This is a genomic window from Allobosea sp. 05T433 (assembly GCF_056396065.1).
Genome location: NZ_JBFTKS010000006.1, coordinates 38,737 through 58,904 on the forward strand (window position 1 = coordinate 38,737; position 20,168 = coordinate 58,904).

At 64.3% G+C, this 20,168-nt stretch carries 20 protein-coding genes; 18 read left to right on the forward strand and 2 right to left on the reverse strand.

Annotation, left to right across the window (positions count from 1 at the left end):
• From AC1DGP_RS09875 to AC1DGP_RS09955, 17 genes are all read left to right on the forward strand, one after another.
• Complete coding sequence (locus AC1DGP_RS09875) at positions 1–846, forward strand: alpha/beta hydrolase family protein (RefSeq protein ID WP_441504478.1); 846 nt, start codon at positions 1–3, stop codon at positions 844–846.
• An 85-nt stretch (positions 847–931) separates the two neighbouring features.
• Complete coding sequence (locus AC1DGP_RS09880) at positions 932–2,485, forward strand: ABC transporter substrate-binding protein (RefSeq protein ID WP_476768474.1); 1,554 nt, start codon at positions 932–934, stop codon at positions 2,483–2,485.
• A gap of 13 nt (positions 2,486–2,498) precedes the next feature.
• Positions 2,499–3,638, forward strand: coding sequence for a C45 family autoproteolytic acyltransferase/hydolase (locus AC1DGP_RS09885; RefSeq protein WP_441504480.1), 1,140 nt, complete (start codon positions 2,499–2,501; stop codon positions 3,636–3,638).
• A gap of 109 nt (positions 3,639–3,747) precedes the next feature.
• Positions 3,748–5,214, forward strand: coding sequence for an ABC transporter substrate-binding protein (locus AC1DGP_RS09890; protein WP_476832063.1), 1,467 nt, complete (start codon positions 3,748–3,750; stop codon positions 5,212–5,214).
• A gap of 78 nt (positions 5,215–5,292) precedes the next feature.
• Positions 5,293–6,123 (forward strand): carbon-nitrogen hydrolase family protein, encoded by an 831-nt coding sequence (locus AC1DGP_RS09895; RefSeq protein ID WP_441488095.1) that lies wholly within the window; start codon positions 5,293–5,295, stop codon positions 6,121–6,123.
• Positions 6,124–6,130: 7 nt separating this feature from the next.
• Complete coding sequence (locus AC1DGP_RS09900) at positions 6,131–6,856, forward strand: HpcH/HpaI aldolase family protein (RefSeq protein WP_441504482.1); 726 nt, start codon at positions 6,131–6,133, stop codon at positions 6,854–6,856.
• 353 nt (positions 6,857–7,209) lie between these two features.
• Entirely contained in the window at positions 7,210–7,902 is a 693-nt protein-coding gene (locus AC1DGP_RS09905) for an MtnX-like HAD-IB family phosphatase (protein ID WP_441488097.1), read from the forward strand.
• The gene (locus AC1DGP_RS09910) at positions 7,895–9,349 is read left to right on the forward strand and encodes an aspartate aminotransferase family protein (RefSeq protein WP_441488098.1); all 1,455 of its coding nucleotides are present in this window, start codon (positions 7,895–7,897) and stop codon (positions 9,347–9,349) included. Before AC1DGP_RS09905 ends, AC1DGP_RS09910 begins: the two co-directional genes overlap by 8 nt.
• A 17-nt stretch (positions 9,350–9,366) precedes the next feature.
• Positions 9,367–10,290: an arginase family protein gene (locus AC1DGP_RS09915; RefSeq protein WP_476768470.1), complete on the forward strand. Its 924-nt coding sequence runs from the start codon at positions 9,367–9,369 to the stop codon at positions 10,288–10,290.
• Entirely contained in the window at positions 10,287–10,640 is a 354-nt protein-coding gene (locus AC1DGP_RS09920) for an EamA family transporter (protein WP_441488100.1), read from the forward strand. Before AC1DGP_RS09915 ends, AC1DGP_RS09920 begins: the two co-directional genes overlap by 4 nt.
• 13 nt (positions 10,641–10,653) lie before the next feature.
• Positions 10,654–11,508, forward strand: a complete 855-nt coding sequence (locus AC1DGP_RS09925) for an alpha/beta hydrolase (RefSeq protein ID WP_441488101.1) — start codon at positions 10,654–10,656, stop codon at positions 11,506–11,508.
• Complete coding sequence (locus AC1DGP_RS09930; RefSeq protein WP_441504483.1) at positions 11,505–12,692, forward strand: GNAT family N-acetyltransferase; 1,188 nt, start codon at positions 11,505–11,507, stop codon at positions 12,690–12,692. The genes AC1DGP_RS09925 and AC1DGP_RS09930 overlap by 4 nt, the downstream gene beginning before the upstream one ends.
• Positions 12,689–13,105 (forward strand): EamA family transporter, encoded by a 417-nt coding sequence (locus AC1DGP_RS09935; protein ID WP_476832064.1) that lies wholly within the window; start codon positions 12,689–12,691, stop codon positions 13,103–13,105. Before AC1DGP_RS09930 ends, AC1DGP_RS09935 begins: the two co-directional genes overlap by 4 nt.
• Positions 13,092–13,523 (forward strand): DUF2147 domain-containing protein, encoded by a 432-nt coding sequence (locus AC1DGP_RS09940; protein ID WP_441504485.1) that lies wholly within the window; start codon positions 13,092–13,094, stop codon positions 13,521–13,523. The genes AC1DGP_RS09935 and AC1DGP_RS09940 overlap by 14 nt, the downstream gene beginning before the upstream one ends.
• A 54-nt stretch (positions 13,524–13,577) precedes the next feature.
• Positions 13,578–15,308, forward strand: coding sequence for an ATP-binding protein (locus AC1DGP_RS09945; RefSeq protein WP_441504486.1), 1,731 nt, complete (start codon positions 13,578–13,580; stop codon positions 15,306–15,308).
• Entirely contained in the window at positions 15,305–16,684 is a 1,380-nt protein-coding gene (locus AC1DGP_RS09950) for a sigma-54-dependent transcriptional regulator (protein ID WP_441488106.1), read from the forward strand. The genes AC1DGP_RS09945 and AC1DGP_RS09950 overlap by 4 nt, the downstream gene beginning before the upstream one ends.
• A gap of 78 nt (positions 16,685–16,762) precedes the next feature.
• A complete protein-coding gene (locus tag AC1DGP_RS09955; protein WP_441504487.1) occupies positions 16,763–17,587 on the forward strand; it encodes a MipA/OmpV family protein in 825 nt (274 codons plus the stop codon).
• Between the two features lie 221 nt (positions 17,588–17,808).
• Here AC1DGP_RS09955 and AC1DGP_RS09960 read toward each other — a convergent pair whose 3' ends face one another.
• The gene (locus AC1DGP_RS09960) at positions 17,809–18,240 is read right to left on the reverse strand and encodes a PACE efflux transporter (protein ID WP_441488108.1); all 432 of its coding nucleotides are present in this window, start codon (positions 18,238–18,240) and stop codon (positions 17,809–17,811) included.
• Positions 18,241–18,331: 91 nt separating this feature from the next.
• Between AC1DGP_RS09960 and AC1DGP_RS09965 the strand changes: the two genes are divergently transcribed.
• Positions 18,332–19,258 carry a LysR family transcriptional regulator gene (locus AC1DGP_RS09965; protein WP_441488109.1) on the forward strand — a complete coding sequence of 309 codons (927 nt, stop codon included), beginning with the start codon at positions 18,332–18,334 and terminating at the stop codon, positions 19,256–19,258.
• Between the two features lie 24 nt (positions 19,259–19,282).
• Here AC1DGP_RS09965 and AC1DGP_RS09970 read toward each other — a convergent pair whose 3' ends face one another.
• Entirely contained in the window at positions 19,283–20,104 is an 822-nt protein-coding gene (locus AC1DGP_RS09970) for an AraC family transcriptional regulator (protein ID WP_441504488.1), read from the reverse strand.
• Positions 20,105–20,168 lie beyond the last annotated feature (64 nt).

Below are 20,168 nucleotides of genomic sequence, written 5' to 3' on the forward strand. Positions count from 1 at the left end.
ATGACGCGCAACGGACATGGCGAGAAGCTCTCCTATTACCAGCTCGGACGGACGGCGATCTTTGCCTGCCAGGCCGACCAGCGCTTCTCCTATTGCTGCTATATTCCCGAGGGCTATGAGGAGAACGGCACGAAGCGCTATCCGCTGGCCGTTCTGATCCATGGCAGCACCCGCACGGTCGACAGCCTGCGCGACCAGTTCATCGATTTCGCCGAAGCCAACCAATGCGTCGTCCTGGTGCCGCTCTTTCCCTGCGGGATCGGGGAGCCGGGTGACACGCATAACTACAAGCGCATCCTCTATCGCGGCATCCGTTACGACCTCCTGGTCCTGGCGATGATCGAGGAGATCGGCGAACTCTATCGCCTCGACGCCGAGAAGGTGCTGATGCACGGCTTCTCCGGCGGCGGGCAGTTCGTGCACCGCTTCTTCTATCTGCACCCGGAGCGACTGCTGGGGGTTTCGATCGGCGCTCCCGGCGTCGTGACGCTGCCGAACCCGGACAAGCCGTGGTGGCTCGGGACAGGCGATCTGAAGAGCATCTTCGGACGTGAACTTGATCTGTCCGAGATGCGGAAGGTCGCGGTCCAGATGGTCATCGGCGGCGATGACATCGAGACCTGGGACGTCACCGTCGCTCCCAGTTCCTCGAACTGGATGGAGGGCATCAACGAGACCGGCGTGACGCGGGTCGATCGCCTGCGCTCGCTGGAGCGCGCCTTCCTGAGCCTCGATATCCCGGTGCGCTTCGATGTCGTGCCCGGCGTCGAGCATATCGGACATCTCGTGCACCCCCCGGTGAAGGAGTTCTTCGCCAGCGCGCTTGCCCAACGGCAAAACCTCTAGCGGGGGCAGGGCGCGGCGATCTGCCAGCCATTTGGGCGGTGACACCGGAAAACCGGGCGCCGCTCGTGAACGAAAGGGAGAGATCATGAAGGTTGCATGGCTTGCGGCCCTGGCCGCGCTCGCCTGCCCGATGCAGGCGCTCGCTCAGGTCCCGAAGCAGGGTGGCGAGCTGCGCATCGCGCTCTCCACCGATATCACGAGCAGCGAGCCGGGTGTTCGGCGCAGCGGCGACAGCGACACCATCCTCCATCATGTGCTCGAGGCTCTGGTCGCCTATCGCGAAGACCTGACCATCGCGCCGTTGCTGGCCGAGTCCTACACGGTCGGCGATGGCGGCCGCAGCTACAGCTTCACCCTGCGCGACGGCATCACCTTCCATAACGGTGCGCCGATGTCCTCGGCGGACGTGAAATGGAGCTGGGACCGAATGCTGGACCCGGCGACGAAATGGCAGTGCCGGGGTTGGTATGACGGTTCGCAGGACGCCAAGATCGAGGCGATCGAGACGCCCGATGCCCGCACGGTGGTCTTCAGGCTCGCCGCGCCGTCGGCGCTCTTCCTGCACTATGTCGCCAATGTCCAATGCCTGACCGGCATCCTGCACAAGGATTCGGTCGGGCCGAACGGCGAGTGGCGTCAGCCGGTCGGCACGGGCCCCTTCACCTTCGCCGAGTGGCGCAAGAACTCGTTCATCCTCCTCAAGAAATTTGCCGGCTACCGACCGCGTTCCGAGCCGATGAGCGGCTATGCCGGCGCGCGCCTCGCCCATGTCGATCAGGTGCGCTGGATGGTGGTGCCCGACGATGCCACGCGCAGGACGGCCTTGCGGGCAGGCCAGATCGACTGGATCGTCACCGATGTTTCGGATGTGGTCGAGCTGAGGGCGGCCAAGGGCGTCAGGGTCTCGACCGCACAGGGGCTGAGCTGGAACGTGCTGCTCGTCCAGACACGCGATCCGCTCTTCGCCGATATTCGCGTCAGACGCGCGCTAGCCCATGCTATCGATCTCAAGACGCTGGTGGAAACCAGGACGGACGGGCTCGGCAAGCCCAATCCCTCGGCCATCCCGGACTCGAGTTCGGCCCACACGGCCGTCCACGGCAAGGGTTATGCCTACGACCCCGATCTCGCCCGCAGGCTGCTGAAGGAGGCCGGATATGACGGGCGGCCGATCAAGCTGCAGACGTCGCAGAAGCTCGCCCATCTCTACGATACCGCCATCATTCTCCAGTCGATGCTCAAGCAGGCGGGCTTCAATGTCGATCTCGAGGTGCTGGAATGGGCAACCCAGCTCGACCGCTACAGCAAGGGCAATTTCCAGCTTCAGTCCTTCCGCTTCACGGCACGGCTCGAACCTTCGCTGAACTACAAGACGATCGTCGGCTCCAAGGATGTCGATCCTGACAACCAGTGGGAGGACCCGCATGCGATCGCGCTGCTGTCCTCGTCGACGGCGGAGCTCGATCCCGGCCGACGCCAGGCGATCTTCGACGAACTGCACCTGCGCATGATCGACCAGGCACCGATCGTCAGCCTCTACAACACCCCCCTCGTCGAAGCCTCGAGCGACCGCGTCGACGGCATCGGCGTCACCGGCTTCGGCAAGATGCGCGCCTGGGGCGTGTGGATCACCCGTTAGCAGGAGCAAGCCAATGACGACCTCGCCCTTTCCCTTCGTCTCCATCTCCGGTGCCCCGCGCGAGCGCGGCCGGCAATATGGCGAGGCCGCCAGGGAGCGCGTGCGCCGGAGCGTCGGGCTCTATGGCGACCAGCTCGCGGAGTTCGGCTACTCGGCCGCGGCCCAGTCCGAACTGATCACGGCGTTCGCGGGCGAGATCGAGGCCTTCGGAGCCCATTACATCGAGGAGATGCGCGGGATAGCCGAAGGGGCTGGCGTCACGCTCGAAGACATCGTGATAGTCAATGCCAGGACCGAGGTCATCGCCAAGGCCCGCATCGAACGGAGCAGGCCGCAGCGGGAACAAGACGAAGCCGATGATGGCTGCACCGGTCTCGTGGTCATGCCGGAGCGCAGCCTGTCGGGGCGGCTGATCCACGCCCAGAACTGGGACTGGCGCGCCGAATGCGCGGAGACGGCGATCGTGCTGCGGGTGCGCCCCGATAACGGCCCGGATTTCCTGACCTTCGTCGAGGCCGGGGGGCTTGCCCGTTCCGGCATGAATGCGGCTGGGCTCGCCATCACCGCCAATTATCTCGACAGCGACCGCGACTATCGCCAGCAGGGGGTGCCGCTTGCCTTGATCCGCCGCAAGGTGCTCGAGCAATCCCATCTCGCTTTCGCGATCAGGGCCGTCGCGACGACGCAGAAGACCTGCTCGAACAACATGATCCTGTCGAGCGCAGAGGGGTTTGCGGTCAATTACGAATGCGCCCCGGACGAGGCTTTCGCGATCTATCCGAGCGACGGGCTGATCGTGCACGCCAATCACTGGGTCAGTCCCATTGCGCTCGGCAAGCTCAGGGATACCGGTCTCATCAACGTGCCGGACAGCGTCTACCGCGACTGGCGTGTGCGCCGATTGCTGGATCAGAGCGGTGGCACCCTGTCCGCCGCCGAGGTTAAGGCTGCGCTCTTCGACGATTTCGCCACGCCCTACAGCGTCTGCCGGCCACCGCGGCCCGGCCTGCGCGACGCTCACCTCTCGGCGACCGTCGCGATGGTGGTGATGGAGCCGGCGAGCGGCGTGATGGAGGTGGCTGCTCTTCCCGCCCTCGATCGCCGCTTCACCCAATACAGCCTCGCCGACGAGCCGAAGATGCTCGCGGCCTGACATTTCTATCCACGGGAGGAATGAATGAGAATGCGTTTCACGGCACTCGCATTGATGATGGGTGCTGCCTGTTTTCAGGCGTCGACGGCTGAGGGCCGACACTCTGCGCGTGCGTCTCAATGCCGATATCCGGAGCGTCAATCCCGGGGTGAACCGGGACGACACGACGGATGGCGTGGTGCTTCACATGGTCGAGGGCCTCGTCGGCTACTCCGCCAACGGCACCCCGAAGCCGCTGCTCGCAGACAGCATCGAGGTGTCTCCGGATGGGCTGACCTATACGCTCAGGCTGCGCAAGGGCGTGAAGTTCCACGATGGCACGACGCTGACATCCGCGGATGTCGTCTGGAACTGGCAGCGCTACATGGACCCGAAGACGGGCTGGCTCTGCACGGGAGAGTACAACGGATCGGACATACTCAAGGTCGAGATCGCCGCTCCCGATGCGGACACCGTCGTCTTCACCCTGAACCGGCCGAGTTCTGTCTTTCTCGCGGGCATCGCGCGGAACCAGTGCGGGCAGACTGCGATCGTCGCCCGCTCGTCCTTCAACCCTGACGGCTCGTTCAAGGCGCCGGTCGGGACCGGGCCATTCAAGTTCGGGGAATGGAAGCGCGGTGAATATGTCCGCCTTGACAGGTTCGACGGCTATACCGATCGCGGCGGCGAGCCGGATGGTTATGTCGGGGGCAAGCGCGCGCTCGTCGATACCGTCAATTTCATGGTGATCCCCGACAACGCCACGGCCAAGGCCGCGCTGCTGCGTGGCAATATCGACATCCTGCCTTCGCTGGCGGCAGCCGATATTCCAGAGCTGAAGGCGCGGCCGGAGATCAAGGTCTCGTCCTCGCCGACCATGATGCTCAACACGATCCTGCTGCAGACCCGCGATCCGCTGCTGGCCAACGTCAAGATGCGTCAGGCCATCGCCGCCGCGATCGACACGCGCGAACTCGTCAAGGCCGTATCGGAGGGGCTGGGGCAACCAAACGCTTCGGTCGTCCCGACGGAATCGCGCTTCTACTCGAAGGAGCAGGCCCGCCTCCATAGCTATGACCCGGCCAAGGCTGCCCGCCTGCTGAAGGAGGCGGGTTATGCCGGCCAGCCGATCGTGCTGATGGCGAACAAGAACGAGCGCGACACTTATGAGAGCGCTGTCATCGCCCAGGCGATGCTGCAATCGGCCGGAATCAACGCGACGCTCGAGGTGCTGGAATGGGCGACGCAGCTCGATCGTTACAGCAAGGGCAACTACCAGATGCAGTCCTTCTCCTATTCGGCCCGCTATGACCCCGCCCTGGCCTATGGCGCGGTGATGGGCTCGAAAGACAAGCGGCCGAACCGGATCTGGGACGATCCGCAGGCGGAGGAACTCCTGCGCGATATCCTGGCGTCGACCAAGGATGGCGAACGTCAGGCCCTGTTCGACAAGCTCCATGCTCTCTTCATCGAGCAGGCGCCGTTTCTGATGCTCTATAACGGTGTCGAAGTCGCCGCGGCGCGCTCGAGCGTCCAGGGCTATGCCGCGACCATCATGCCGAAGCCGAGACTCTGGGCCGTCAGCCTCAAGAAGTGACCGATGGGCGCGCAGGCAAACCGCCCTCCAGCGGGCCGCCTGCGCTGTCGTCCGCCAGGTGTCCCCAACAAGCGAGACATGATGAAAGTCGCGTTGATCCAGATGAATGCCGGCCAGGACAAGGCCGCCAATATCGCCATCGCACAGCGCCTGATCGAACAGGCCTGCCGAGAAGAGAAACCCGATCTCGTCATGCTGCCGGAGTGCTTCACGCTCTATGGCGGCGATGCCGACGCCCAGCGCGCCGCGGCCGAGCCGTGCCCGGGCGGCGAAGCCTATGCCATGCTGCGAGAGGCTGCCGCCCGCCACGCCGTCTACATCCATGGCGGCTCGTTGAACGAGCGTGACGGAGACCGCATCTTCAACACCAGTCTCGTCTTCGACCGCATGGGGCGCGAGGTCGCCCGCTATCGCAAGATCCACCTCTTCGCGATCACCGCGCCGGATGGCACGGTCTATGACGAAGGCAAGATCTACGGCGCGGGATCCGAGCTGGTGACCTTCGATCTCGACGGCGTCACTGTCGGCTGCACGATCTGCTATGATCTGCGTTTCCCCGAATTGTTTCGCGCGCTTGTCGACGCTGGCGCCCGCATGATCGCGGTGCCGGCAGCCTTTACCCTGCACACCGGCAAGGAGCATTGGGAGCCGCTGCTGCGGGCCCGTGCCATCGAGAGCCAGTGCTTCATTCTCGCGCCCGGGCAGGAGGGGCCCTTCGAGGAAGATGGGCAGATACTCTACAATTACGGGCACTCGCTCATCGCCGAACCATGGGGCGCGGTCATCGCCAAGCGCGCCCTGGGCGAAGGCATCGTTGCAGCTCGGCTGGATCTTGCCGCGATCGATCTCGCCCGCACGCGCATCCCGCTGGCGCGCCACCGCCGTCTGCCCTTTGCCTCTGTCAGGTGAGCATCCGATGACGCGGAAACAGCCCAAGATCGGCTGCTGGCTTGCAGCGCCCGACGTGGTCTTCGTCGAAATCGCGGCGGACCTGGCATTCGATACGCTCGTTCTCGATGTCGAGCACGGGACGCTGTCGCTTGGGGATCTCGACAAGCTCATTCCACTTGCTCGCGCCCTGAAGCTCGAAGTTCTGGTCAAGGTTGCCGGGCCGCAGGCCGAGCCGATCCAGCAGGCGCTCGATTTCGGCGCGAATGGCGTCGTGATCCCGCATGTCGGTTCGGTGGCGCATGCAACGGCAATCTGCCGTTCGGCGAAATACCCGATGCTGGGAACCCGGAGTTATGCCGGAGCCCGCAGCGTCCGCTATGGCGCGCCGTCCGCCAGCTATTTCGAGGACGATAACCGCGAAACCGCCTGTTACCCGATGGTCGAGACGGCCGAGGCGCTTGCCGATGTCGAAGCCATTCTCGCCCTGCCGACCGTGGATGGCGTTTTCGTTGGCCCCTCGGACCTTTCGCTGACGCGGGGGAGAGGTCGCTATCGCTTCAGTGATGCCGACAGGGGCGATATCGGCCGGATCGCTTCAGCCTGCGCTGCAGCGGAAAAGCCCTGGATCATGCCGGCATGGTCCGCAGCAGAACGAGCCTTCGCCGGGGAACACGGCGCGTCACTCCTGGTGGTCGCGGAGCAGCAGGCAGCGATGGCCAGCGGGCTCCAGATGGCGCGCACTGCCGTGTAACGATGCGCGGCCTCGTGCGCCTGACCACTGGGCGGTTCCGGGCTTGCAGAGATGTCGGCCTCCCCCGCGCTGACGGGGCAATGACCTCCTCCGCCAGACGGACCTCTCGGCTTCTCATGTGAAGAAAGCGGGCAACGCCGCGTCGTTGCGGCGCTGCATGAGGTCGCCGCCATCGGCCTACCTGTCCGATGAGCCGACGCACGGTTTGGCTCCAATTTTTGATGGAAGCTCCGCGAATGGGGGGCGGACGGCGCAGACAATTCGTCCGAATTTGTAGCAATATCAATTGATTGCGAGATGGCACAGCGCTTGCGCTACCGGCATTCACCGAGAGCTACAAATGAGCGCCGAGCATGCTGTGGCAGGCCATCGTCGATTTCGACGGAACGATAACGTGTGAAGACACGACCGACCAGATCCTGGCCCGTTTCGCGGAACCGGGCTGGGAGGCTATCGAGGACGACTGGGTTTCCGGCCGGATCGGCTCCCGCGAATGCATGGCCAGGCAGGTCGAATTGCTGCGCGTGCTGCCGGCCGTGCTCGACGGCTTCACCGAGACGATTGCGATCGATAGCGGCTTCAGCGCCTTCGTCGCACTCTGCCGGCGGCACGATATCCCGGTTACGGTCGTCTCCGACGGCCTTGACCGCACGATCCGCGCGGTGCTGGGCCGGATCGGGCTCGGCGCACTGCCCGTCATCGCCAATCACCTCGCTGCGGTCGGCGGCGAGCGCTGGCAGTTGACGTCGCCGCATGCCGCACTATCCGGCGATTGCGCGAGCGGCACCTGCAAATGCCGAGTGGCCGACGGCTTCGGACGACCGCTGACCCTGCTCGTCGGTGACGGCCGCTCGGATTTCTGTCTCGCCGGCCAGGCGGATCTCGTCTTCGCCAAGAAAAGCCTCATCGGGCATTGCCACGACAACGCTCTGCCTCATCACCCCTTCTCCGATTTTTCCGAGGCCGTCGGCCTGCTGGAAGAACTGCTGGCCAGCCCGGTGACGAGCGGAGCCCAGAACCAACTCAAGGATATGATCGATGGATGACGGATACGCCTTGCTTGAGCCGGCTTCCCCGGTACTGGCTGGTCTGCAATCCCGGCCGACGAGCCTCCATGCCGAGGAGGAGGCGCGCCTGCTCGCCCTCGAAGCGGAATACTGCTCCCATGGCGACACGGTCCATTACACGCAGTTCCCGAAGATCTTCTCGGGCTGCGACGGCTCCTACATGTTCGATGCCGAGGGCAATCGCTTCCTCGATCTGCAGATGTGGTATTCGGCGGTCAATTTCGGCTACGCCAATCCGCGCCTGAACGCGGCGCTGAAGCGCCAGATCGACACTCTGCCGCAAGTTGCGAGCCAGTATCTCCACCGCGAGAAGATCGAACTCGCCGCGATGATCGCCCGTGATGCGCAGGCGAAATTCGGCAGCAAGGGCCGGGTGCATTTCAATGTCGGCGGCGCACAGGCGGTCGAGGATTCACTGAAGCTCGTGCGCAATGCGAGCAACGGCAAGAGCCTGATGTTCGCCTTCGAGGGCGGCTATCACGGCCGCACGCTCGGTGCCTCCGCCATCACCTCGTCCTACCGTTACCGCCGGCGCTTCGGCCATTTCGGCGAGCGGGCCCAGTTCGTGCCGTTTCCCTACCATTTCCGCGCGCCCAAGGGCATGAGCAAGGAAGAATACGGCGTGCATTGCGTGAAGCAGTTCGCGCGCCTGTTCGAGAGCGAGTATAACGGCGTCTGGGATCCCAAGGCCGGCCAGTCGGAATATGCGGCCTTCTATGTCGAGCCGCTTCAGGGCACCGGCGGCTACGTCATTCCGCCTCCGAATTTCTTCATCGAGCTGAAGAAGGTCCTCGATCAGCACGGCATCCTGCTCGTCGTCGACGAGATCCAGATGGGCTTCTACCGGACCGGAAAGCTGTGGTCGATCGAGCATTTCGGCGTGCAGCCGGATGTGATCGTCTTCGGCAAGGCGGTCACCAACGGGCTGAACCCGCTCTCCGGCATCTGGGCCAAGGAAGAGCTGATCAACCCCACCATCTTCCCGCCAGGTTCGACCCACTCGACCTTCAACGCGAACCCGCTCGGCACCGCCGTCGCGCTCGAGGCGATGAAGATGATGGAGGAGGACGACTACGAGACCATGGTGATGGAGAAGGGGGCCTATTTCCTCGAAGGCCTCCAGGAACTGAAGCGCCGGCACCGGATCGTTGGCGACGTCGATGGTCTCGGCATGGCGCTGCGCATCGAGATCTGCGAGCCGCATGACAGCTACACCCCGTCGAAGCGGTTGGTCGACCTGATGTGCGACGAAGGCATGAAGGCCGATCTGGTGGTCGACGGCCAGCGCTACGGGCTCGTCCTCGACATTGGCGGCTACCACAAGAACGTCATTACACTGGCTCCGGCGCTGACAATGACCCACGCGGAGATCGATCTGGCGCTCGCGCTGCTCGATCAGTTGTTCACGCGCGTCGCCAGGGTTTGAAAACGGCGAGGTCGGACGTGCAGTTGCGTGTGATCGACCTCGACGGCAGTGCGGCGGTTCAGGAGCCGCTGCACCGGCGCATCGATGCGGGAGCCGCCACCCGCATCGATGCGACCGATCTTGGAAGCGCATTGCGTATCGTCGCAAGCAGGCGGGCGCTGAGCCTGCTGCACGAGCGACTGCGCGCGAAACCCATGCGCGAAGGCGAGGCTTCCGTGACATTCTACGGATCAGGCGACTTCCATCATCTGACGGCCGGCCTGCTTGCGCAGACCGGTCGGCCGCTGACGGTCGTGCATTTCGACAATCACCCCGACTGGGTGCGGTTTCCGGCGACCGTGAATTGCGGCGCCTGGGTCAACCGCGCCCTCGAACTCGAACACGTCAAACGGGTCGTGACGATCGGCCCGTGCAGCAGCGACCTGGTCAGGCCGGAATGGCAATTCGCCAATCTGGACGCGGTCTCCGACGGGCGGATTGAACTCTACCCATGGCGGCATGCGCCCTCTCGCGTCTGGCGCCGCTATCGTGATGGACGCGGGCACACGCAGAAGGCCGGGGCACTGCACTGGCGCAATCTCGCGAATGAGAACTGGGGCGACTTCCTCGATGAGCTGATCCGCAACCTGCCGACCCGTCGGATCTGGTTGACGATTGACAAGGATGTTCTTGGCCCGGGCGATGCCGCGACCAACTGGGATCAGGGCGAGCTGCCGCTCGAGAATCTGCTGCTTGCGATCGAACGGCTGGCGGAGCAGTGCGAGATCGTCGGCGTCGATATCTGCGGCGACTATTCCGAGCCACGCTTCGCCGATCCGTTCCGGGCGACGCTCGCCTATTTCGATCATCCGCCGCGACGCCCGGTCACGGACGCCGAGCTGGCGGTCAATGCGCGCGTGAACGGTGTCTTGCTGGATTGCTTCGACCGGGTGCTGCCATGACGCTCGTGCTCTGGTTCGCCTTGTCGGTGATCTGCGATGTCGCAGGCCAGCTCTGCTTCAAGCTTGGGGCTGATCGTTTGCCCGACGTACACGGACGGGCGCTCGTCCTGGCCGCGCTGCGGGACAGCTGGATCTGTTGGGGAATCCTGATCTACCTCGTCGAGGTCGTGGTTTGGTTGCGGATTCTTGCCGAAGTGCCGCTTTCGATCGCGTTCCCGATCGCCAGCCTGAATTTCCTTGGCGTCACGCTTGCCAGCGCCGTGTTCCTCAAGGAGCGCGTCGTGCGTCGGCAATGGCTCGGCGCCTGTCTCATCACTCTTGGCGTCGTCATCGTCGCCCGCACCGCCTGAGGGATTCGTTTCCGTGGCAGCAAAAGACAACAGCCTTCGCTTCGCCGGTGGCCGGACCGGGTTCCTCCTGATCCATGGCCTGGGGGGCACGCCAGTCGAGCTGCGGCTCGTCGCGCGCGCGCTGGCGCGGGCCGGTCACACCGTTCATTGCCCCCAGTTGGCGGGGCATTGCGGCAGCGAGGGCGATCTCCTGGCGACGGGCTGGCGCGACTGGACAGCCAGCGTAGAAGCCGAGCTCGCACGGATGAAGCTGATTTGCGACACGGTCATCGTCGGGGGACTGTCGATGGGGGCGGTAATGGCGATGCATATCGCGGCACGCCACCGCGACGACGTACAGGGGCTTGCCCTCTACGCCCCGACGCTCTGGTATGATGGTTGGTCGATCCCCTGGTACAGCTTTCTGCTGAAGCTGCTGATCAACACGCCCATGGGCCGCCGCTATCGCTTTGTCGAGCGCGAGCCCTATGGCGTCAAGGATGAGCGCACCCGCGCGATGATCGTGGGGGCGATGGGCGGCGGGGACAGCTCGCAGGCCGGCCTCCTGGGCACGCCCGCGGGCTCGCTTCAGCAGATGTGGGCGCTGATCAAGGACACGCGCCGCCGGATGGGCGAGATCACCTGTCCCGCGCTCGTCGTGCAGGCGCGCGAGGACGACATCTCCGGTCTCTCCAATGCGGCCTATATCCAGCGGCGCCTTGGCGGAATCGTCGATACCGTCGTGCTGAATGACAGCTATCATCTCGTGACCATCGACCAGCAGCGCGATGTCGTGATCGACCGCTCGCTTGCCCTGGCGGCGCGGCTGTCCGTTCCAGACAAGGTCCGACGGGAGCCGGCGAGCCTCTGCGCCGTTGCGGCGGAATGAACGCGCCGCGCGCCCGCATCGTCGAACGGATCGCCGAGATTGCGCCCGAGGCGTGGGATCGCTGCTGCCCCGGCGAAGCCGAAAACCATGCCTATTACAGCGCCTGTGAGCAGGCGCTGGCCGGAAGCGGCAGCGGGATCGCCATGGGCGCGGCCTGTGTCGAGGATGCCCTTGGCGTCAGTGCCATCGCGCCGTTCTTCCTGTTCACCTATCGGCTTGATACGCCATTTCAGGGTGGGCTCCGGCGCTTCGGAGATGCGGTGTTCAGGCTGGCGCCGCGTCTCGTCTGCCTCAAGGTGCTCTGTGTCGGCTCGCCCTATGCCGAACGCTGTCATGCCTGCGTGCGCAATGGGCTTGAATCGGATCAATCCGCGTCCGCATTCGCCGCGCTGGGCGAAATTCTCGACCAGCACGCCCGAAGCGTGGGGGCCGATGTCGTGGCCTGGAAGGATGTTGCCGCGCAGGGTGCGTCGGATCTGCGTGATGCGCTGCTGTCGCGGGGATTTGCTGGTGTCGGCAGCCTGCCGTTCGCGGTCCTCGATCTGCCCTTCGCTGGCGAGGCGGACTATCTCGCCTCGCTCTCGGCTGCCACGCGCAAGGATATCCGGCGCAAGCTGGCGAAGGCCGGCGAGATCCGGGTCGAGATGCGGCATGGGCTCGAGGGTATCGAGAGCGAGATCGCCGAGCTCTACGAGTCGACGCGGGCCGAGAGCGACCTCGACTACGGTGATCTGGAGGTGCTCCCCCCGGGTTACTTCAAGGCTGTCTCGGCGGCGCTCGGCGAGCGCGCCGTCTTTGCTCTCTATTGGGTGGGCCAGACGCTCGCCGCCTTCAATCTGCTGCTGATCGAGAATGACAGGGTGATCGATAAGTTCCTCGGCATGCGCTACCCGCTCGCCCGTCAGCACAACCTCTATGTGGTGAGCTGGATGACGAATGTTCGTTTCTGTCTCGAACGCGGCATCGCCCGGCTGCAGACCGGCCAGACAGCCTATGCGTCGAAACTGCGCTTCGGCAGCCGGCTGGTGCCTTCAACGGTCTTCTTCAGGCACCGGAATGCCGCGCTGCAATGGGCCCTGAAATCGGCCAGTCCCTGGTTCGCCTTCGACAGGTTCGATCCGGACCTGCGGGCGCTGCCCCGGACACCGGCAAGGGAGCAGGCGGCAAGGGAGCAGGCGGCATGAGCACGATCGAGACCTCGCGGCAGCCCGTGCCATGGCGCCAGCTTTGGATCTGGACGGTCTTCATTACGCTCGATACCGCGACCCAGCTTGCCTTCAAATGGGGGGCGGACGGGCTCGCCGACATGGATTTCGGGCTGCAGATGATGATCAGGGCATCGACGCTGCCGGGCGTCTGGCTGGCGGCGCTCGGCTATGCCGCAACGTTCATCGTGTGGATGCTGATCCTGCGTGACATGCCGCTCAGCCGCGCCTTTCCGATGACCGGGCTCGCCTATGTCACGGTGCCTCTGCTCGCCTGGCTTGCGCTCGGCGAACGGATCGATGCCGTTCAAGCCGGTGGCATCGCCCTGATCGTCGCCGGCGTCATTGCTTTGGGTTGGGAGGATGAGGAGGATGGCGATGGCCAGACTTAGCGCTAGAATGCTTGTTCTCGCCGCATTGGTGGCGATGCCGTCGCTGCATGCCGCCGCTGCGGACCCGATGAGCGAGGTCGTCGGGCGCTGGCGCGATTCCGATGGCGAGTCCGAGATTGCGATCGCGCGCTGCGGGCAGGCGCTCTGCGGCAAGATCGTCTGGCTCAAGCAGGAGCGGGTCGATCGATCAAACCCCGACAGCAATTTGCGCGGGCGCTCGCTGCTCGGTGTCCAGGTCCTGACTGGCTTCAGGCCTGAGGGTACGGCGGGGCTGCTTGCAGGGGAGGGGTATAATCCGGAGGATGGTCGCACTTACAAGACCACGATCCGCTTGCAGTCACAGAGGACACTCGTCGTAAAGGGGTGCGTGCTGGGTGGTTTTATCTGCGATGACGACACCTGGACGAGGCGACCCTGAGCGGACGTCCTGCTTGGGCAGAACGCAGCCTTCCATTGTCCTGGAGACGGCTTGATGCCAATTCGCAAGACGTCGCTGCGGTTGAGGCTTGTGATCGGCTTCCTGCTCGTCAGCGTCCCGGCGATGCTGACCTCTGCCTATGTCGCGGCACGGCTGATCTCCTCCGCCTTTGAGGCGAATGTCGAGCAATGGCTCGGCGAGACCTCGCGCTTCTTCATGCTCGAGGTGACCGAAGCGACTCAGGAGGCGCAGCGCGTCTCCAGCGTCATCGGCCACCGCCTGGAGACTTCGGTCCATGGCGATCTTCGCCGCCCCAAGGCCATCGAGCGGGAGTTCGCGCTGCTCAGTTCGGTCGGCTATGACCTGATCGCGATCTATGACGATCGGCGCGAAATGCTGTTCAACTCGCGCGACTTCACGTCCTCGGCTGTCCTGCCCACCGAAACGAGCCAGGGCATCTTCAAGATCACGACCGGGGATGAAAAGCACCTCATGGCCGGCGCCGTGCAGAGCGTCCAGGTCAATGACAAGCCGGCTTACGTTCTTGTCGGCACCTGGCTCGATGATTCTTATCTCGGCAGCATCAAGGTGGTGACCTCGCTGGATGTCCGGCTCTTCGCCGAGACCAGCGCGGGCCTCGAATCCGTCATGCTGACCCATCCGGACGATACGCGCACGGTACCCGATGCGATCCGTGAGCGCCTGGCGAAGGGCGAGGATACGATCTTCGACCGCGAGGCCGATGGCGGCGCCTATCGTGCGGTCTACACCGCCTTCCGCGGTATCGATGGCAAGCTGGCGGCTGTCGCATTCATCGGGCTGCCGAGCGGTGCCGACTTCTTCGAGCAGCTTGGACCATCCCAGCTCTTCATCGGCATCTTCCTGCTAGGTAGCCTCATCTCGATCATCGTCGGCGCTGCGATGTCGGGTATCCTGGTCAAGCCGCTGCGTGCGTTGACGCGCGGCGTCCGGGCGATTGCAGCCGGCGATTTCAAGCAACGGGTTCCTGAAACCGGCGGGCGCGAGATTGCGCAGCTCGCCGCAGGCTTCAACGGTATGGCGGAGCAGCTCGGCAAGCTGCATGCTCTGGAGACCGAGCTCCGGCGTCGCGACAGGCTCTCGGCCCTTGGGCAAGCGGCGATGGTGATTGCCCATGAAGTCCGCAACCCGCTCGGTATCATCAAGACCTCGACCGAGGTGGTGCGCAATCGCGCCAAGCTCGGGGCCGCCGAGGACCGCATGCTTGGTTATGTGATCGAGGAGGTACGCCGCATCGAGACGCTGGTGCGGGACTTTCTCGACTTCGCTCAGCCCAAGGCGCCGAGCAAGACGGTCTTTCCATTCCGCGCGGTGATCGATCGGGTGGCCTCGATCGCCATGCCGGAGCTTGACCGTCATGACGTCGTCCTCGACATCAGGGATCATAGCGGGGGTGGGCTGATCTCGGGCGACCCGGACCAGCTCCATCAGGCGGGCCTGAATCTCGTCCTGAACGCGATCGATGCGATGCCCGCCGGCGGAATGATCACGGCGGAGCTCACATCGGCCGATGGAGAGATTTCGCTGACAATCAGCGATCAGGGGGATGGCGTGGCGGACGAGATCAGGGGCGAGATCTTCAATCCCTTCTTCACCACCAAGACGAAGGGCACGGGGCTTGGCCTCGCGAAGGTGCAATCCGTCGCTGCTGCGCATGGTGGCCGCGCCCATTATGCGAGCCCGCCGGGGCAGGGCGCCTCGTTCACAATTACATTGCCTTTGCTGGAGCGTGGAGCACCCGGATGACCCACAGCATCCTGGTCGTCGATGACGAAACCCGACTGGCCGATGTTCTGGCGGCTGCGCTGGATGATCTCGGCTATCGCGCGACCGCCGTCGAAAACGCCCGCGAGGCGCTTTCCAGTCTGGAGCAGGAACGGTTCGACCTCGTGTTGACTGATCTGCGCCTGCCCGGGATGGATGGGCGCGCCCTGCTACAGGAGGTGCGCAAGCGCTGGCCGGATGTTCCGGTCGTGGTCATCACTGCCTTTGCCACGGTTCGCGATGCTGTCGAACTCGTGAAGGAGGGCGCCTTCGACTACATCGCCAAGCCGTTCGAGATGGAGGATGTCGCAGCCGTCATTCGCCGCGCCTTGCGGCTGGCCGAGGTGGTGCGCGACAATGAGCGGCTGCGGGGCGAACTCGAGGGCCGTTACAGCTTCGAAAATCTGATCGGAACAAGCCCGCCCTTCAGAAGGGTGATCGAGCAGGTCACCGAGGTCTGTGAGACGCGCGCCACGGTTATGCTCAACGGAGAAAGCGGCACCGGCAAGGAGGTCGTCGCACGCGCGATCCATTTCAACAGTCCGCGCCGGAACAAGCCCTTTGTCGCGATCAATTGCGCTGCCATCCCCGAGACATTGCTCGAAAGCGAGCTCTTCGGTCATGTGAAAGGTGCCTTTACCGGAGCGCTGGCCAACCGCGTCGGCCGCTTCGCCGCCGCCGATGGCGGAACGCTCTTCCTCGACGAGATCGGCGATATGCCGATCGCCGTTCAGGCGAAGCTGTTGCGTGCGGTTCAGGAGCGCAGCTTCGAACCTGTCGGCGGCACCCGCAGCCAGACGGTGGATGTCCGGCTGATCGCGGCAACCCATAGGGACATGCGCCAGGCGGTTGCGTCCGGCGAGTTCCGGGAGGACCTGTTCTATCGGCTCAACGTCTTCCCGATCCAGTTGCCTGCCCTGCGTGAGCGGCGCGAGGACATCCCGATCCTCGCCGCCCATTTCCTCGCGACGCTGGCCGAGGCGATGGGCAAGCGCGTGACCGGCTTTACCCCGGCCGCTCTCTCGGCGATGGACGGCCATGACTGGCCCGGTAATATCCGTGAGCTGCATAATTGCGTCGAGCGCGCCGTGATCGTCGCGAAGTCCCCGACCATCGACGTCCCGGATCTGCCTCGCGACTTGTTTGAAGGTGGCGCGCGGCGCGCCGAGCGCGATCGCCTCCCGAACGATCTCGATGCCGAACTCGAGCGGCTCGAGCGCGGCTTCATCATCGAGGCGCTGCGGCGTACGGACGGCGTCCAGGTCCAGGCCGCGCGGCTCCTCGGCATTGCCGAGCGCAGCCTGTGGCACCGCATTAAGAAACTGGACGTGAAACTCGGCAGAAAAATCGTCGAGTGACGCTGGGTTCGATCTTTACCGGTTTGCGACAGAGTTCAGATATGGCAAGCGATTGGGTGTCCTGCAGGAGCGACGATTGTGCCCGCCTACCCTAAGCTTGCCGTCGCCGGTCTGTGCCTGGTCGCTGGATCCCAGGTTGCTGTCGCGGCCGATCCGGCTCCGGCGCTGCTGAACCCCACTCCGGCCTCCGGCTGGATCGTGACGCTCGGCGGCTCGGGTCAGATCGGTCCCAAATATGACGGCGCAAAGGCCTACGGACCGTCGGGCACGCCGTCGCTGAGCTGGCGGCGGGTTGGCGAGCCGGAAGGGTTCAGCGCACCCGACGAGGGGCTGGACTTCGCCCTGTATGAGACGAGCCGCTTCAGCATGGGCGTCGTCGGCGACCTGAAGTCGGGTCGCTATTCCGGCTCGGATCGAAAACTGTTCGGCATGCGAGACGTGCCCTGGACGATCGAGGCTGGCGCCTTCGCCGAGTTCTGGCCGATCGAGGACCGGCTACGGACTCGTATCGAGGTACGGCAGGGCTTCCACGGCCATCATGGCATCGTCGCCGATATCTTCGTCGACTGGGTTCAACCGATCGGCCGCTTCACGCTCTCGGGTGGTCCGCGCCTGTCCTTCGGCAACCAGGCGTACATGCGCAGGAATTTCGGTGTGACGCCGGAGGAATCGCAGGCTAACGGCATCCTCGCCGCCTACAGCCCGTCGGGAGGCGTCAAATCGGCGGGCCTCGCGGCGGCACTCGAATATGCATGGTCGGACGTCTGGAAGACCACGGCCTATGCCCGCTATGACCGCCTGCTCCAGGATGCCGCGCGCTCGCCGATCGTCCGCACCATTGGCGCGCGCGACCAGTTCTCGTTCGGATTGAGCACGACCTATTCCTTCAAGATTGGCGGTTAGCGCCAACCCTCAGGCACAGAGCCAAGTGAAGGGGCTGTTCGAGCCGGGCCGGAAGCAGCCTGAACGGCACCCCGATCCGGCTCGCCCGCAGCAGCGGATTTATCAGCGATACGGGTCCTCGCACTCGTCATCGGGCGGGCTTCGTCTCCGGCTGGAGATGAGGCCCGCGGTCCAGCGCGCGGCCGCCATGATGAGCTGACGCCGCGACGACAGTCTCAGCGTCACATGGCATAGGCCGGGCTCGCCGGGATCGGGAAGACCCGATCATAGGCCAGGTTGAAGCTGAAGGCGTAGACGACGTAGAAGACGACGATCGCGATATCCATCACAAAGGCCTGCATCAGGGTAATGCCGAGATACCAGGCGATCGGGGGCAGCAGGATCATCAGAAGTCCGCCCTCGAACAACGCGACATGGAGGATGCGCGTGCCGATACCCTTATGGGTATGGCCGACCATACGCTGCATCGCATGGTCAAAGCCCAGGTTGAAGAGGAAGTTCCAGATCGTAGCGACGGTTGCGCTGCCGACGCCGATGACGCCCATATGGCCCGCCGGCAGGCCGAACAGATAGGCTCCCGCTGGAATGACAATGGCTAATCCGATCGCCTCGAACATGAGTGCGTGGCGGATTCGGTCTCGAACGGAGCGCATGTGCTAAGGGGCCTTCACTAGGATTGATGGCCGCGTTCTCTATCTGTCATTTCGATTGCATCAAGTTGGATCGTATCTGATAATCAGATAGATGACGGTTTCGCTGGACCAACTTCGGGCCTTCGTCGCGGCAGCGGAGCATGGCTCGTTCTCCGGGGCAGCGCGCGCGCTTCGCAAAGCGCAATCAGCCGTGAGCACGCAGGTCTCGAATCTCGAGGAGGATCTCGGCGTCGCTCTGTTCAGCAGGGCTGGGCGCAATCCCGTGCTCACTCCGGCGGGCGAAAGATTGCTGCGCGAGGCCAAGGTCGTGCTCGATCGCAGCGAACACCTCATCGGCGTCGCGCGCAGCTTCGAGGCTCATGTCGAGAAGCGGCTTGTCATCGCGATCGACGAACTTTACCCGGAGCACGCTCTGGGGGCGCTCTTTGCCGATTTCGCGCGGCACTTCCCCCATGTTGAGCTCGAAATCCTGTTTCCGCTGATGGAGGATGTGAGCCGGCTGGTCCTCGCGGGGAAAGCCGATATCGGGGTGATGTGGCGTCAGGAGGTCTTGCCGACGGAGCTTGGCTTCCAGACGATCGGATGGGTCCCGCTCAAGCTGGTTTGCGGCAAGGACCATCCGCTTGCCAAGGCCCGCGTCGATTGGGAAGAGCTGAAGCGCTACAGGCAGATCCTCGTCGCCGCCAGAAGCGACGGGCCGGAGAAGCGGCGCCTGCGCGTTGCCGCCGAGGTCTGGTGGGTGGAAAGCCACTGGGTCATTCTGGAAATGGTGAAGCACGGCATCGGCTGGGCCTTCGTGTCCGACCATGTCATCGCGAATTCGCCGGCCGCCCCCGGTCTGATCACGCCGGATCTTCAATTCGACGACGCGGATTGGCCGATCGCGCTCGAGATGATCTGGCACAAGCAGCGGCCATGCGGTCCGGCAGCCAAGTGGCTCCGCGAGCGCTTCGCCACGACCCGGATCGACACCAGCTCGTCCTGGAGGTCGCCACTGCCGGAAGGAAACCGGACATAGCGGCCCTGGCGAGCCGGCGCGGGCCTAGCCGGTGATCGAGGCCTTCATGTAGCTGCGCGGCGAGGTCCCAAGCAGGCGGCGGAACATCGTGGTGAAGGCGGCGACGTTCTCGTAGCCCGCCAGCATGGCGATCTGCGTCACCGGCGCGCCTTCCGCGAGTTTCGGCAGACAGGCGAACAGGCTGGCCTGTTGCCGCCAGGTCGCGAAGCTGACGCCCGTCTCCCTGAGGAAGAAGCGTGTGAAAGTTCGGCGGCTCATCGCAAGCGCTTCCGCCCAGGTGTCGAGCCGGGCATTCGCCGACGGCGCTGCCATATAGGCCCGGCATAGCGCCGCGAGTCTCCTGTCGGCCGGGAAGGGAAGGCCGAGAGGACGGGATTCGAGGGAGGCGATCTCTTCCATCAGGAGCTGAAGGCTCAATGTGAGCTTGCGGCTTCCGGCGGGCGCCTCGCGCAGGCGGATCGCTTCGATGATGAGGCTGCGCGCAAGATCCGTTACCTCGAGCACCACCGGCTCGGGATCGGCCAGGACGCCCTCCCGGGGCAGAAGATAGACCGATCGCATGCTGACATCGCTCAGCATTTCCACGGAATGCTCGAGATGGTGAGGGATCAGCAGCGCGTGGCCTTGCGGAATCATCCAGCGGCCGCGCTCGGTCGCGACTGCCACCACGCCGGAGAAGACGCAGAGCAACTGGATGCGCTGGTGGCTGTGGAGAGGGATGGTGTAGCCCGCCGGATCCTCGTTGCTGTGCACCAGGATGTCGGCCTCGGCATAGGCAATCCATCCGAGGTTACGGCGGTGAGCCTCGTCGCGCGCCTCGAGCAGATGCTGCGGCAGTTTTCTCATCTTTGGCCCAAACGCAAAAGAATTCGACCGAAACACGAATGCAGGTCAAGGAGGCGCTCTGTAA

Bases quoted from the DNA above. Each gene is read 5' to 3' on its own strand.
- AC1DGP_RS09895 (WP_441488095.1), top strand. From the start codon at position 5,293: ATGATGAAAGTCGCGTTGATCCAGATGAATGCCGGCCAGGACAAGGCC.
- AC1DGP_RS09875 (WP_441504478.1), top strand. From the start codon at position 1: ATGACGCGCAACGGACATGGCGAGAAGCTCTCCTATTACCAGCTCGGA.
- AC1DGP_RS09910 (WP_441488098.1), top strand. From the start codon at position 7,895: ATGGATGACGGATACGCCTTGCTTGAGCCGGCTTCCCCGGTACTGGCT.
- AC1DGP_RS09940 (WP_441504485.1), top strand. From the start codon at position 13,092: ATGGCCAGACTTAGCGCTAGAATGCTTGTTCTCGCCGCATTGGTGGCG.
- AC1DGP_RS09935 (WP_476832064.1), top strand. From the start codon at position 12,689: ATGAGCACGATCGAGACCTCGCGGCAGCCCGTGCCATGGCGCCAGCTT.
- AC1DGP_RS09900 (WP_441504482.1), top strand. From the start codon at position 6,131: ATGACGCGGAAACAGCCCAAGATCGGCTGCTGGCTTGCAGCGCCCGAC.
- AC1DGP_RS09960 (WP_441488108.1), bottom strand. From the start codon at position 18,240: ATGCGCTCCGTTCGAGACCGAATCCGCCACGCACTCATGTTCGAGGCG.
- AC1DGP_RS09905 (WP_441488097.1), top strand. From the start codon at position 7,210: ATGCTGTGGCAGGCCATCGTCGATTTCGACGGAACGATAACGTGTGAA.
- AC1DGP_RS09965 (WP_441488109.1), top strand. From the start codon at position 18,332: ATGACGGTTTCGCTGGACCAACTTCGGGCCTTCGTCGCGGCAGCGGAG.
- AC1DGP_RS09885 (WP_441504480.1), top strand. From the start codon at position 2,499: ATGACGACCTCGCCCTTTCCCTTCGTCTCCATCTCCGGTGCCCCGCGC.
- AC1DGP_RS09920 (WP_441488100.1), top strand. From the start codon at position 10,287: ATGACGCTCGTGCTCTGGTTCGCCTTGTCGGTGATCTGCGATGTCGCA.
- AC1DGP_RS09880 (WP_476768474.1), top strand. From the start codon at position 932: ATGAAGGTTGCATGGCTTGCGGCCCTGGCCGCGCTCGCCTGCCCGATG.
- AC1DGP_RS09950 (WP_441488106.1), top strand. From the start codon at position 15,305: ATGACCCACAGCATCCTGGTCGTCGATGACGAAACCCGACTGGCCGAT.
- AC1DGP_RS09930 (WP_441504483.1), top strand. From the start codon at position 11,505: ATGAACGCGCCGCGCGCCCGCATCGTCGAACGGATCGCCGAGATTGCG.
- AC1DGP_RS09945 (WP_441504486.1), top strand. From the start codon at position 13,578: ATGCCAATTCGCAAGACGTCGCTGCGGTTGAGGCTTGTGATCGGCTTC.
- AC1DGP_RS09970 (WP_441504488.1), bottom strand. From the start codon at position 20,104: ATGAGAAAACTGCCGCAGCATCTGCTCGAGGCGCGCGACGAGGCTCAC.